The following is a 12,962-nucleotide window of genomic DNA, read 5'->3' as shown; positions in this document are numbered from 1 at the left end:
CGCCACCGCGGCCGGGGTCCGAGCAGACCGTTTCTCTCCTTTCCTTCCGCCCCGCCCCGGAGGTTGCCGTGTCCGGTACGCAGTCCGTCGCCGTCCCCGCCGCCGGGGCCCGTCTGATCCGCGCCGACAGGGGGTGGTGGTTCCTGGGGGCCGGCGGATACGCACTGATGCGGCCCGGCCAGGTCGGACCGGACGGCACGCTGCGGCCCTCGGCCGAGCGTTATCTGCGCGACGCGGGTCTCTACGACGTACGGCCCTACACGTCCTACTCGCTCACCGTGCTGACCAGCACGGACTGCAACCTCGGCTGCGGTTACTGCTTCCAGAACACCGCGCAGGACCCCAAGGGGGGAAGCCGTCCGCCGCGGATACGCCACGCCCGCCTGACCCCCGAAGCCGTCGGACAGGTCATGGACTTCACCCGCGAGCGCATGAACGCGGCAGGTCTGGACCGGCTGTCTCTGCTGCTGTTCGGCGGCGAGCCGCTGCTCAACCCACGGGGCTGTCGCGACCTGCTCACACGGGCGGGGAAGCTGGGTGCCCTCACCGCGTCGATGACGTCCAACGGCACGCTGCTCACACCGCTGATCGCCAAGGAGCTCAACGCGGCGGGTCTCGGCTCGGTCCAGGTGACCTTCGACGGCGACCGGACCGACCACGACTCCATCCGGGTGAGGCGCTCCGGAGGCGGCACCTTCGACGTCATCGTCTCCAACATCGCGCGCGCCATCGAGAAGACGTCCCTGCGCTGGATGCTGCGGGTCAACGTCTCGCACCTGAACCGGAACGGCGTGGACGAACTGGTCGAACGGCTCGGTTCGCGTCTCGATCCGGCACGTTGCGGTATCCACTTCGCACGCGTCGGCGACGTCGGCGTCGGCTACGCGAACAACTTGATGCACGAGGACGGCCTCGTCGCGGACTTCGTCCGCTGGCACGCCCGCGCACTGGAACTCGGCTTCACGGTGTCCCGTCCGCGCGCCCATGTCCCCTGCCAGGCCTGCTCCTTCACCGACGGCCGCTACGGCGCGGTCGTCAACGCCGATGGTGTCCTCGCCAGTTGCTGGGAGACCGCCGGCAAGCCCGGCATGGAGGTCGGCACTGTCGCCGACGGCTATCTGGACGCCCAGCAGACAGAAGGCCGCTGGGTCAGCTGCCACGACCACTACCAGTACGACGAGGAGGCTGCCGTCCGTGCTGTCTTCCAGGACCGGGTCGACGCCGGCGTGCTGGACGGTCTCAACGCTGTCGGACGGCTGTGATGAAGGGCGCCGGCATCCTGCGCACCAACCCCGACTTCCGCCGCTTCTGGCTCAGTTCGACGCTGTCCACCCTCGGATCCCAGCTGTCGTTGCTCGCCTTCCCGCTGCTGGTGCTGTCCATCGGCGGCAGCGCCGCAGAGGCCGGCACGATCGCGACGTGCTCGCTGGTGACCAGGACGCTGCTGCGTTTGCCGGCGGGTCATCTCGCCGACCGGCTCGACAGACGAATGATCATGGTCGGTACCGATCTGGTGCGGCTCGTGGCGCTGGCCAGTATTCCGCTGATGTCGGCACTGGGGGAGCTCGGCCAGGCACATCTGCTCGGCGTGGCCGTGGTGGAGGGCGCCGCCACCGCGCTCTTCGCGCCCGCGGCCACGATCGCCGTGCGCGACGTGGTACCGGAGAAGGACCTCACCGATGCGCTGAGCCGCAGTCAGGCCGCCATGGCGTCGAGTTCGCTGATCGGCCCCTTCCTCGGCGGCTGGCTGTTCACCCTGGATTCGATCCTGCCGTTCGCGGCCGACGCCGCGTCCTACGGGGTCTCCGCCGTACTGCTGCTGCGGATCGCCGGTCGGCCCTCCCCGGAGACCGCGGGAGCCGAGCGCGACGACCGGCTCACGGCCGGGCTGCGGTGGCTCACGCGCCAGCGGGCGCTGCTGGCCGCGCTGCTCTTCGCCGCGGGCATCAACATCGTCTCGGCTGCGGCACAGACGGCCATGGTCGTCTCCCTGCGGCAGAGCGGCGCCGGCGGCACGGCGATCGGAGCGGTGATGGGCTGCGCGGGTGTCGGGGCGCTGCTGGGCGCGGCTGCGGCACCGTGGCTGATCAAGAGGATCCCCGCCGCCCGGCTGTTCCTGCTCATCGGCGCGGTCTGGGCACTCGGCCTCGCCGTCTTCTCCGGTACCACCCACCCCTGGACGATCGGTCCGGTGCTGGTCGTGGTCGTCTTCTTCAGCCCGCCTGCGGGCATCGTCGTCGGCCGGGCGATGCTGGTACTCGCACCCCGCGACCTGCTGGGCCGGGTCAGCACCGCGACCGGGCTGCTGATGGCCGGTCTCGCCTCTCTCGGACCGGTCCTGGCGGGCTCCTTCGTGGATTCCCTGGGGGCGAGCCGCACCTGGCTGGCCCTGGCCGGCACGGCGGCGGTGATCACTGTGGTGTCGTCCGTCCCGCTGCTGCGCGAGACCAGCCTGGACGCCGACGGGGACGGCGCGAAGAACGCCGGTCCCGCGGACACCGTGCCGTCCCCCGGCCTCCCGGACCCGCCCGGTCCGGCGAACACCGTTCCTCCCGCAGACCTTCCGGACCTTCCCGGTCCCGCGGAGACCGAGGCCTCATCCGGCCTCCCGGACCCGCCCGCGGGCGCGGGCCGCACCGGCCGGCCGGCGGACAAGTCGGCTGCCGAGCCGGCCGTCGCGGGCGGCGCCGATTCGGGGGACCTGGTTCCGGCACCTCCCGTACGGCGCACGGACATCGGCGGCGCCTGACCCTCCTCCACCTCCCGTGACCGTTCTCCCTGGAGCGCCGCGATGACCGAGTCCCCGCCCCGCGACGCCAGGCCGGCGCCGGCCCGGTACGCCTACCCGCCCGCGCCCCGTAGCGGACCTGTGGAGGTCATCCACGGACTGCCGGTGGCCGACCCCTACCGCTGGCTGGAGGATCCGCAGGACCCCGCCACCGCCGCCTGGGGCGCCGCTCAGGACTTCCTCTACGCCGAGGAAGAGGCACGCTGGCCGGGCCGGGAGGCGCTGCGCGTGCGGATGACGACCCTGCTCGCCGGCGGTGGTGCCTCCCCGCCGGTGGCGCGTGGCGGGCGGGAGTTCCACCTGCGCAGGGAACCGGGGCGTGAACTCGCCGCGCTCGCCGTCCGCGAGGACGGCCGGGCACGGGTACTGCTCGACCCGCTGGACACCGACCCGTCCGGTACGACGGTGCTCGACGCCTGGGAGCCGTCGTGGGAGGGCGACCTGGTAGCCGTCCAGCTGTCCTCCGGCGGTACGGAGAACTCGGTGCTGCGTGTGCTCGACACGGCGACCGGCGAGACGGTCGACGGCCCCGTGGACCGGGTCCGCCGTTCTCCGGTGGCGTGGCTGCCGGGCGGCCGGGCCTTCTACTACGTGCGCCTGCTGAAGCCGGAGCGTGCTCCCGGCGGGCCCGGTCGTCGGCGCCGCGTCTGTCTGCACGAGGTCGGCACCCCGGCCGAACGGGACACGGAGGTCTTCGGCGCCGGGCGGTCGGAGACCCAGTACTACACCGTGGCCACCGCACCCGACGGCCGACTCCTGGTCGTCGGCGCCAGTGAGGGCACCTCGCCGCGCACCGACCTGTGGATCGCCGACCTGGCCAGGACCGGTCCTGACCGGCCCGTCCTGCGTGCGTTCCAGCACGGCACGGACGCCCGTACCGCCGTCCGCATCCGGCCGGGCGGCGGACCGCTGCTGCTCAGGACGACGGCCGGTGCCCCGCGCGGCCGGATCGCCGCAGCCCGCCGCGACGCCACGGACCCCGGCCACTGGCACACACTGGTCGGCGAGCAACCCGGCACCGTGCTCCAGGACTTCGCGGTCCTGGACGGCCCGGCACTGGACCGGCCGCTCCTGGTGGTCGTACGGACCCGGCACGCGGTCGGCGAGATGACCCTGCACGACGCCAGGACCGGCGACCGGGCAGGGACCGTGACCCTGCCCGGACAGGGGACCGTCACCCGCCTGACCACACGTCAGGAACCAGGCCATGAAGCGTGGTTCGCGTACACCGACCACATCACTCCCACCGTCGTCCTGCACTACGACGCCGTCACCGGATGCCTGAGCCCCTGGCCGGGCGGCCCGCCTTCGCTGCCGCCCGCCGAGGGCGTGTGCGTCACCCAGGAGGTCGCGCGCTCCCGTGACGGCACCGAGGTGCGGATGTTCGTGATGTCCCCCACCGGCTGTGCCGACCGGCCCCGCCCGGCCGTCCTCACCGGTTACGGCGGCTTCGGCGCCTCGATGACCCCCGGCTTCACCCCGCAGGCCGTGCCCTGGGTGCGCGCGGGCGGCGTGTACGCGGTGGCCTGCGTGCGCGGTGGGGGAGAAGAGGGGGAGGAGTGGCATCGGGCCGGGCGCCGCGAGCACAAACAGAACACCTTCGACGACTTCGACGCAGCTGCCGACCATCTGCTCCGCACCCGATGGGCCGCCCCCGGCCGGCTCGGCGTCCTCGGCAGCTCCAACGGCGGCCTGCTGGTCGCTGCCGCGCTGACCCGCAGGCCGGAGACCTACGCCGCCGTCGTGTGCGCGGCGCCCCTGCTCGACATGGTGCGCTACGAGTTGTCGGGGATGGGGATGAGCTGGCGCGACGAGTACGGCAGTGCGGCGGACCCCGCCGAGTTCGCGCGACTGCTCGCGTACTCGCCGTACCACCGGGTGCGCGAGGGCGCGCGCTACCCGGCCGTGCTGCTGGCCGTCTTCGACGGCGACACGCGTGTCGATCCCGCGCACGCCCGGAAGATGTGCGCCGCCCTCCAGTGGGCCGGCACAGGTGACGGGCCGGTCGTGCTGCGCACCGAGAGCGGCGTCGGCCACGGTGCGCGCGGCGCCTCGCGCAGCGCCCGCCTCTACGCCGACGTCATGGCCTTCTTCGCCCACCACCTGGGCCTGCATCCGGGCCCCCACCTGCCGAGGGGCGGCCCGGCATGAAGGTACTCCTGTGCCCGCTGAACGATCCGGGCTACCTGTACCCGGCCCTCGCGGTGGGCCGGGAACTGCGCCGTCGCGCCCACGCGGTGCACGTCCTCGCCGCACCGCAGGCCGCGCCCGTGGTCGCTGCGGCCGGTCTGGCCGTGTCGGCAGCCGGGGACGGCACGGCCCTGTCGGTGGCCCACTGGACGGTGCGGGGCCCCGAGCAGCACGCAGTGGTGGCACGGGCGGTCCGGCTGCTGCGGCCCGATGTCCTGGTCACCTCCGTGCTCTGCCACGGCGCACTGGTGGCCGCCGAGGCCGCCGGCCTGCCGGTGGTGGTCCTGGGGCTGACCGCACACCTGTGGCCCTACCGCGGTGGCGCCGGTCCGGTGGACGCCCACGGGCGCGCATGGCGGCTGGCGGAGACCCTGAAGCACTACGGGGAGGTGCGAGAGGCGGCCGGCCTCGCTCCACGGCACGACCGGTTCCCGGATACCGCGCTGCTCGGCACCGCCTTCCTGCTGCGCGGCCACCCTCTCCTGGAAGCGGCCGACGCCGAACTGCCCCCGGCGGTACGGCATGTCGGCCCCTGCTGGTGGGAGCCGGAACCCCCGGCGGTGGAACCCCTGCCGGATTCCAGACCTCTGGCATACGTCCATCTCGGCCGTACCTTCGGCGGCACCAGTCTCTGGCCGCGCCTCAACGCGGCCTTCACCTCGGGAACGCACCGAGCCGTCGTGGAGCTGGGACGGTCGGGAGCCCCCGATGCAGACAGGGACGCCGACCTGGTCGTCGGCCGCCGCCCCTGGATGGGGCCGCTCGTGGAACGGGCCGACCTCGTCCTGACCAACGCGACGTCAGCCCCGGTGCTCGCCGCGCTCCTGCACGGAAAGCCGTTGCTCGTCGCCCCCAACGGTTCGGAGCAGCAAGTCCTCGCCGCCGGTTGTCTGCGCGCCGGTGTCGCCCGCATGCTCCCGGAGCCTGGTGCTTCTGCCGCGGACCTCCGAGCCGCGGTGGAGGAAACCGCACGCGATGCCGAACTACGGGCGTGTGCGGAGGAGTTGGGCGGTTTGCTTGCCGACGGCAAGAGCGAGACGCGCGCCGCCGACGCCGTGGAGTCGGCGGCACGCTGACCAGGTCCCCCTCGCGGACCCCTACCCCTCGTGCGGGGCCGGGGGCTGCATCCCGTCGAGCAGTACGTCCCGCAGTGCGGCCAGCAGCTCCAGCCCCCGGGTGCGGACCGCCGGTGGTGTCTCCTCGCGGCGCCGGTCGGCGATGACCGCGAGAGCCGCCGCGGCCTGGCGGGCGAACAGCGCGAGCAGGTCGAGTTCGGAGAGGCTGGAACGGGACTGCTCGACGGGGTCGAGTACTTCGAGCACGCCGAGCACCCGGTCGCGGTGGGCGAGGGGCGCCGCCATCAGCGCGTCCGGCACGTACCCCGTCGATTTCGCGACGTCCCGGGCGAACATGCCCTGCTCCCCGAGGTCATCCGCGATCATGGGCTCGCCCGAGACGAGTACCCAGCCCGCCAGTCCCCGGTCGGCGGGGAACCGGGAACCGACGAGGGACTCCTCGCCCTCCCCGGCCACCGCCTGGAAGACCAGCTCATCGGTGTCCTGGTCGTGCAGCAGGACCGAGCTGGCCGCCGCGCCGAAGATGGCCCGGGCGGTCTCGACGACGGACTGCAGCAGGTCGTGCTCCGCGCTGTCGGCGAGCGCCGCGGGGCCGACGCCTGCGGCGGGGACGAGGCCGTGGGACTGGCTCATGATTCACCTCGGGTTCTTGGTTCGCCGATGCGTACGTTCGCGGCGGAGAGGTAGAGCGCGTGCTTGATCTGAAACGGCGTCAGCTTCGGGTGGGTGCCGAGCAGCCGTGCGCACATCCCGCTGATGAAGGGGGTGGCGAAGCTGTTGCCGGTGGTGCGGATGGTCCTGCCGCCCGTCCAGGCCACCTGTACGTTCTGGCCGGGTGCGAAGAACTCCACAGGTGGTGCGGGGTTGTAGAGGAAGAGCCCCGAGTCGTCCTCGCGGTGCGTACCGACCGAGATGACCGACGAGAACCGCCAGGGAAAGCTCTCCACCGGTGTGTTGTGGGCCGAGGCCACCAGGGTGGTCCCGCTGAAGAACGCCTGGTCGGCCAGGGACCGCAGGGTCTCGAGGAATTTCGGGCGGGTGGTGGACAGACTGAGGTTGACCACGTCGAAGCCCTGGTCGATGGCCCAGCGCAACCCGGTGAGCAGGGCCTCGCCGCTGCCGGTGAAGCCCTCGCCCAGCACCCGCACGCTGTACAGGTCGCAGTCCGGAGCCACGCGCCGGACGATCCCGGCGCACGCCGTTCCGTGCCCGCAACCGTCACCGGCGCCGTCGGGCAGTGGACCGCTGTCGACGACGCGCAGGGTTCCGTCGGGTGCGGGTGCCACCTCGTAGGAGCCCTGGACCGTGCCGACCGAGGGGTGGCCGCACTCCACCCCGGTGTCGACCACGCACACCCGGACCCCGCCGCCGTCCGACCACGCCGAGGGGTCGGCGGGCAGGGCCGGCACCGTGTCGGCGAGCATCGTGAGGTCCTCGGGAGTGCGGTCGCGCAGGCTCCAGGTGAGCCCCCCCGCCGTTGCGTCGGTCATACGGTCCTGCCTTCCCGCCCGGCCGGACGATCCGCGCTCCGGGCCGCGGCCGAGCTGTCGTCGGCGAACACGGACGCGCGGTCCACGCCGAGCCGGTGCCCCTTGGCGGCGAAGTGCCGCAGCGCCGTGCGCGCCTCCCGCGCCGCGTCCGCGGGCAGAGCGAGCGTGCGCAGCGTGTGAGCCAGGTCGAGGGCCGCGGTGCCCCGGACGACCGGTGAGTCCGTGTCACCCGCCGCGGCGGTCGCCCGGCCCGCGCAGGCGCGCGCGGCTGCCGGCTCCCCGGCGAGGGCGAGCGCACGGGCCCGCAGTCCGTACGCGTCGGCGGACTCCGCCGGGGGCAGGCCGGCCTCCTGGGGATCCGGCAGGGCCAGCGCCTCCGCCTGCTCCCCGCGGTCCAGCAGGATCCGCGCCCGCTCGCGGGCGATGCCGGGAAGCGCACCCGTGGCGCCGAGTTCGCGTCCGGCGCGCGCGGCCTCCTCCAGCAGGGCGAGCCTGCGGCCCGGTGTGCCCGTCAGGGCCTCGACCTCCGCGGCGAACAGGGGGACGAACAGCGCGCTCTCGGCGTAGCCGAGGCCGTCGGCGAGGCGCGCCGCCTCGGCCAGCCGCTCGCGCGCTTCGTCGTGCCGTCCCTGCAGGGCCAGGAGTACGGCCAGCGGGCAGCCCAGGGTGGCCCGGACGGTTGGCCGGCCGGCGCCGTGGGTGGTCAGCAGTTCCTCGCAGCGCTCGACGGCACGCGCGACCGGGGTCGGGCCCCGCCACAGGGAGATGCCGACCGCGCCGAGCGCCAAGGCCCGTTCGGGCTCGGCGTCGGCTCGGCCGGCGTGGTCCAGGGCCTGGCACAGCAGCGACTCGGCGTCGGCGTGCCGTCCGCGCCGCTGACGGTCCTGGGCGATGCGGACGCAGGCACGGGCGATGCCCTGGTCGTCGCCCGCCACCGTGAACAGCGCGAGTGCGGCCTCGGCCACGTCGGCCGCCGAGCCGTGCCGGGGGTCGAGGGCGGTCAGCGCGAGCCGGGCATGGGCGGCGCCCAGCCGGTCACCGGCCCGCTCCGCCGTGTCGAGCGCACCCGCCAGCAGCTCCCGGCCGCGCACCGGTTCGCCGCGGGCTACCTTCGTCTCACCGAGGCGGCGGGCGGCCTCGCCGGCGGCCGCCTCGCCGGGAGCGGCCAGGGCCAGGCCCTGGGTGAGGAGGTCGTCGGCCCATGGCAGATCGGAGCGTGCCAGGGCAGCCGCGCCAGCCCGGGTGAGCAGGCCGGCGGCGCGAGCACGCAGGGCGTCGGTCTCGTCGTCGCGCATCCCCAGTTCGGTGAGCAGCCGGTGGGCGCGGGCCAGATGGGCGCCGACGGCCGCATCACCCGCCTCCTGCCCGGCGAGGATCCGGGCGGCGTGCTCGTGACGCCGGGCACGCACCTTCTTGGCCATCCCGCGGTACGCGGTCTCCTGCACCAGGGCGCTGCCGAACCGGAGCACGGAGCTCGTGGACAGGGTGCGGCCACCGGCCTCGATGAGCCGGCGGCGCACGAGGCCTCGCAGCAGACCGGTGGGGGACTCCGCGGGGCCGGCGGGCTCGTCGCCGGTGGCCAGCTCGGCCAGGTCGGCGCGGCGGAACTCGCGCCCCAGGACGGCGGCCAGCTGCAGCAGGGTCCGCTCCTCGGGCGGCAGCGCGTCGATGCGGGCGCCGAGCAGGGCGTGCACGGTGAGGGGAAGGTCGTCGCACTCGGCCGCCATGGCCGTCAGGTGTTCCAGGTACAGCGGATTGCCCTCGGCGCGGTCCAGGGCACCCTCCAGTACGCCCTGCCGGTGGGCCGCCACCTCGACCAGCTCGCCGGCGAGAGCGGCGGCCTCTTCCCGGGTGAGCGGCGTGAGCAGCAGCGACACGGACCGCATCCGGCCGCTGCCCCAGCCGGGGTGGGTCTCCAGCAGCTCCGGACGCGCGACACACACCAGGGCGACGGGGGAGCGTTCGAGTTCGTCCAGCAACCGGTCCGCCATGTCGAGCAGTGGCGCGGACGCCCAGTGGCAGTCGTCCAGTACGACGACCACGGGCCGCTCACGGGACAACCCGTCCAGCAGGCAGGCCAGCGCCATCAGGGTGTCGTCCACCGAGGGACTGGGCGTGCCGTCCGCGAGCAGCCCGGTCCGCAGCAGGCGCAGCGCCTGTTCCGCCTCCGTCCGCTCGTGGACCGGAAGCGCGGCGAGGGCAGCTTCCTCTCCCACGGCCGCGAGTATCTGGCGTACCGCTTCGGCGAGCGGCGAGAGGGAGCCGGTCTCGCCGTACGGCCGGCACCGGCCCTCGCCGTACGCCGGGCAGTCCCGCAGCCACTCGCGCAGCAAGCGCGTCTTACCGAGCCCGGCCTCACCGTAGACGGTCACCAGATGCGAATGGTGGTCCGTCACCAGCTTGCTCAACAGCAGCCGGAGTTCGGCCAGTTCCTGCTCACGGCCGATGAAGGGGGTGTCGAAGCGGCGTACCCGCTCAGGGGCGTCCTCGTGCAGCGTGACCAGGCGCCGCGCCGCGACGGGGACGCCGACCCCCTTGAGGGACAGCGATCCGGCGGGTTCGGTGACCGCCGAGGGCCCGGCGGCGTGCAGCGTGGCGGGGCCGATCAGGATCTCCCCCGCGCCGGCGTGCTGTTCGAGCCGTGCGCCGATGTTGACCACCTCGCCGGAGACCAGGGCCTGCCGGGCGGCGGGGTCGACGTTCACCACCACCTCACCGGTGTTCACACCGATACGGACGGCGAGCCGCACGCCGTGCTCCTGCTCCAGCTCGGCGTTGAGTCCGTCGAGGCCGGTGACCATTCCACGGGCGGCGGCCAGGGCCCGGTGGGCGTCGTCCTCGTGGCGCGCGGGCACCCCGAACACCGCCATCACGGCATCGCCGATGAACTTTTCCACGGTGCCGCCGTGTTCCTCGATCCGGGCCCGCATCAGCGCGAAGTACCGGAGAGTCACCGTGCGCAGCGTCTCCGGGTCGAGCCGCCCGGACAGGGCCGTGGACCCGACGAGGTCGCAGAAGACCACGGTGACCACCCGGCGCTCCTCGGCCGGGCCGGAGTCGGCCGCGGCCACACAGGCGGTACCGCACCGGGGGCAGAAGGCCGCGCCCTCCGGCGGCGGTTCAGGGCACCGGGGGCACCTCGTCCGTGCGGTCCCGGTCATCAGAACAGTGCTCCGCCGGCGATCTCACTGTGCGCCTGTACCTCCGGCTCGGCCGCGTCGAGCCGCTCCTTCAGACCCAGGAGCAGGGTCAGTTCCTCCGCGCTGAGGTCCTGAAGCACCTCCCGTTGTTCGGGGGAGAGGCTGTGCAGCGGGAACCCGGCGTCCTCCAGCGCGTGGAGGCAATCGCGATCAGGTGCGGGGTCGTTCATGAGCGCCCTCCCGTACGGTTGGTGCCGCGGCGATGCGGTCGAACAACTCGGTGAGAGCGGCGACCGTGTGCAGTGCGCTGACGGCGACCAGGGAGCGCTGCGCGGCGTCCAGAGGCAGCCGGTCGAGCAGCCGGTCCAGGTCCGCACCGTGTCCGTCGTCGAGGTCCGCGTGAAGGCGCACGGTCTCGAACGCAGCCTGTGGCAGTCCCGTCTCGCGCTCCAGCCGCCCGGCCAGGCCCGGCGCCGGCGCGTTGCCCTCCAGTACCGCGATGTAGCCGAGCAGGGCCACTGGATGGCTGTGTTCGAGCCAGTAGTACTGCGCGCCCACCAGGGCGGCGACGTGGGCCGGCGGGACGGCGCAGGTCAGCTCGCCGGGGGCCGTGCCGGTCGCTGCGGCGTCGGCGAGGAGCCAGTCGTCATGGCCCCGTTCCTCCTCGGCGTGGGCCCGCAGGTACCGCGCGAGCAGCGGCGCCACCGGGTCCTGCGACAGCGCCTCGCACCGTGCGGCGGCCCGCTCCATCAGCGGAACGGAAGCACGGATCACCTGGTGCATGGCGCACAGAAAGTGCCGGTAGCGGCCCGGGAGCCCGGAATCGGAGCGCCAGACGCGGGCGGCGGAGGCCCGCAGGACGGGTTGCACAAGGGAAAGTTCGAGTCGCAGGCTCGCGACGGCCGACGGGCTCACGCGGGAACCTCCTCGTCCCCGCGACCGCCGAGCAGCACGAGCGGCGCGTACCGCTCGCTTCCGTACCGTCGCAGCAGGGAAGCGGCCCCCGCATCGCGCTGGAGCCGGGCGCCGAGCGCGTCCATGGCGCCGGCCGCCGGGCGTGAACCGGCGCGTTCGGCCACGTCCAGTGCCGCGGGCCGCCGGGCCAGGGCGCGGCAGTCCGTACAGGACCCGACCCCGGCGGTACGGATGGTGCGCAGCACAGGCGACTCCTCGCAGCGGCGCCGTACCAGCGGCCAGTCGTCCTCCGCGATGTGTCCCAGACGCAGGTGCTCCGGCACCGGGCGGTCGTCCACCACACGCTGGTTGCAGCAGGCCGTGACGGTGCCGTCGAAGGTCACCACCGGCCAGGCCGCCATCGCGCACGGCGCGACGGGTCCCCCGGCGAGAATCTTGTCCGGGGCGGCCTGGAACGGGACCGTTCGGGCGGCTGCCCAGCCGGCCGCCCGCCCCACCGGCCTGACGTGATTGACCAGTACGGCTGCCCGGTCCCGGAATTCGGTCCGTATGGACGTGGTGATGTCCGCGAGATACGGATCGTCGACCGCGTTGCCCACCACGTGAAAGCTCACATCGATTCCGCTTTCCATGATGCGGTGTACCGCGCGAAAGGCCGCCGCGCGAGGTACTTCACGTTCGTGGAACACGTCGATGCTCGCCGAGAAATGGGCGACATGCCGCAACGCGCGCATGATGCGGCCGGGTACCCGGCCTTCGGCCGCGAAGAACATGCCGCTGAGCACCGACGTCCGTGTTCCGGCCGTCGCGGCGAGCGCCGCGAGCTCCTCCACGAGCGCGGGCCGTAGCAGCGGTTCACCGCCCGTGAGCATGAGGACCTCCGGACGGTTCCCGGAGGTGAAGCCGCCGACGAAGCGGCGCAGTGCCTCGGCCGGAGTGTCCTCCCCCCGTGGCCCCGACGAGGTGGAGCAGTGGGCACAGCTGAGCGGGCAGCGCCTGGTCAGGGTGGCGAGGAGCCCGGCAGCCGGTACCGGACGCAGCTCGATGATCTCCGCCAGCCGCATCGCGTCACCTCCGTCCGGTCTGGGATGTGCGGCCCCAGCGTGCGCGGCACCGGTTGGGTCGCGGTTGGCGGGCGGTTCGGGGCCGGTACGCGCCGCAGGGTAGTCAGGCCGTTGGAGGGGGCCGGACACGGCCCGTCGTTTCCTGGCGGTATGTCCGCCTATTTTCCCTATATCCCGGCAGGTGCGTTGCTGCATGCACCTTGAACCATCCTCGGGCCCATGGCCCCGCCACTGACTTGTGAGCATGCTCTGAAGGCCGAAGGAATTCCATTGAATTCTCGAAGTGCTCACGGCTCCTT

At 73.5% G+C, this 12,962-nt stretch carries 10 protein-coding genes; 4 read left to right on the top strand and 6 right to left on the bottom strand.

Features of this window, described 5'->3' with window-relative positions:
* The first annotated feature begins 68 nt into the window (after nucleotides 1-68).
* Genes NBY69_RS16360 through NBY69_RS16345 form a run of 4 tightly spaced genes read left to right on the top strand, consistent with a single transcriptional unit; the run spans nucleotide 69 to nucleotide 6,054 of the window.
* Nucleotides 69-1,262, top strand: a complete 1,194-nt coding sequence (locus NBY69_RS16360; RefSeq protein ID WP_250301644.1) for a radical SAM protein — start codon at nucleotides 69-71, stop codon at nucleotides 1,260-1,262.
* Nucleotides 1,262-2,749 carry an MFS transporter gene (locus NBY69_RS16355; RefSeq protein WP_250301643.1) on the top strand — a complete coding sequence of 496 codons (1,488 nt, stop codon included), beginning with the start codon at nucleotides 1,262-1,264 and terminating at the stop codon, nucleotides 2,747-2,749. The genes NBY69_RS16360 and NBY69_RS16355 overlap by 1 nt, the downstream gene beginning before the upstream one ends.
* A 42-nt stretch (nucleotides 2,750-2,791) precedes the next feature.
* Nucleotides 2,792-4,939 (top strand): prolyl oligopeptidase family protein, encoded by a 2,148-nt coding sequence (locus NBY69_RS16350; protein ID WP_250301642.1) that lies wholly within the window; start codon nucleotides 2,792-2,794, stop codon nucleotides 4,937-4,939.
* The gene (locus NBY69_RS16345; protein WP_250301641.1) at nucleotides 4,936-6,054 is read left to right on the top strand and encodes a glycosyltransferase; all 1,119 of its coding nucleotides are present in this window, start codon (nucleotides 4,936-4,938) and stop codon (nucleotides 6,052-6,054) included. Before NBY69_RS16350 ends, NBY69_RS16345 begins: the two co-directional genes overlap by 4 nt.
* Before the next feature lie 21 nt (nucleotides 6,055-6,075).
* Here the strand turns inward: NBY69_RS16345 and NBY69_RS16340 are convergent, their stop codons facing one another.
* The 6 genes from NBY69_RS16340 to NBY69_RS16315 form a co-directional block, all read right to left on the bottom strand.
* Nucleotides 6,076-6,687 carry a GAF domain-containing protein gene (locus tag NBY69_RS16340; protein ID WP_250301640.1) on the bottom strand — a complete coding sequence of 204 codons (612 nt, stop codon included), beginning with the start codon at nucleotides 6,685-6,687 and terminating at the stop codon, nucleotides 6,076-6,078.
* Nucleotides 6,684-7,544 carry a S8 family serine peptidase gene (locus tag NBY69_RS16335; RefSeq protein ID WP_250301639.1) on the bottom strand — a complete coding sequence of 287 codons (861 nt, stop codon included), beginning with the start codon at nucleotides 7,542-7,544 and terminating at the stop codon, nucleotides 6,684-6,686. Before NBY69_RS16335 ends, NBY69_RS16340 begins: the two co-directional genes overlap by 4 nt.
* Nucleotides 7,541-10,615, bottom strand: a complete 3,075-nt coding sequence (locus NBY69_RS16330) for an adenylate/guanylate cyclase domain-containing protein (protein ID WP_250301638.1) — start codon at nucleotides 10,613-10,615, stop codon at nucleotides 7,541-7,543. Before NBY69_RS16330 ends, NBY69_RS16335 begins: the two co-directional genes overlap by 4 nt.
* 89 nt (nucleotides 10,616-10,704) lie before the next feature.
* On the bottom strand, nucleotides 10,705-10,914 hold the full coding sequence (locus NBY69_RS16325; RefSeq protein WP_250301637.1) for an aroma-sacti cluster domain-containing protein: 210 nt from the start codon (nucleotides 10,912-10,914) through the stop codon (nucleotides 10,705-10,707).
* Nucleotides 10,895-11,599 carry an iron-containing redox enzyme family protein gene (locus tag NBY69_RS16320; RefSeq protein WP_250301636.1) on the bottom strand — a complete coding sequence of 235 codons (705 nt, stop codon included), beginning with the start codon at nucleotides 11,597-11,599 and terminating at the stop codon, nucleotides 10,895-10,897. The genes NBY69_RS16325 and NBY69_RS16320 overlap by 20 nt, the downstream gene beginning before the upstream one ends.
* On the bottom strand, nucleotides 11,596-12,663 hold the full coding sequence (locus NBY69_RS16315) for a radical SAM protein (protein WP_250301635.1): 1,068 nt from the start codon (nucleotides 12,661-12,663) through the stop codon (nucleotides 11,596-11,598). The genes NBY69_RS16320 and NBY69_RS16315 overlap by 4 nt, the downstream gene beginning before the upstream one ends.
* Nucleotides 12,664-12,962 lie beyond the last annotated feature (299 nt).

This window comes from Streptomyces sp. A 4/2, assembly GCF_940670765.1.
Classification (GTDB): Bacteria; Actinomycetota; Actinomycetes; order Streptomycetales; family Streptomycetaceae; genus Streptomyces.
This window is presented reverse-complemented; position numbering and strand designations above follow the sequence as displayed.

Excerpts from the sequence above, each read along its gene's own strand:
- NBY69_RS16340 (WP_250301640.1), bottom strand. The coding sequence starts at position 6,687 with ATGAGCCAGTCCCACGGCCTCGTCCCCGCCGCAGGCGTCGGCCCCGCG.
- NBY69_RS16335 (WP_250301639.1), bottom strand. The coding sequence starts at position 7,544 with ATGACCGACGCAACGGCGGGGGGGCTCACCTGGAGCCTGCGCGACCGC.
- NBY69_RS16325 (WP_250301637.1), bottom strand. The coding sequence starts at position 10,914 with ATGAACGACCCCGCACCTGATCGCGATTGCCTCCACGCGCTGGAGGAC.
- NBY69_RS16355 (WP_250301643.1), top strand. The coding sequence starts at position 1,262 with ATGAAGGGCGCCGGCATCCTGCGCACCAACCCCGACTTCCGCCGCTTC.
- NBY69_RS16350 (WP_250301642.1), top strand. The coding sequence starts at position 2,792 with ATGACCGAGTCCCCGCCCCGCGACGCCAGGCCGGCGCCGGCCCGGTAC.
- NBY69_RS16345 (WP_250301641.1), top strand. The coding sequence starts at position 4,936 with ATGAAGGTACTCCTGTGCCCGCTGAACGATCCGGGCTACCTGTACCCG.
- NBY69_RS16315 (WP_250301635.1), bottom strand. The coding sequence starts at position 12,663 with ATGCGGCTGGCGGAGATCATCGAGCTGCGTCCGGTACCGGCTGCCGGG.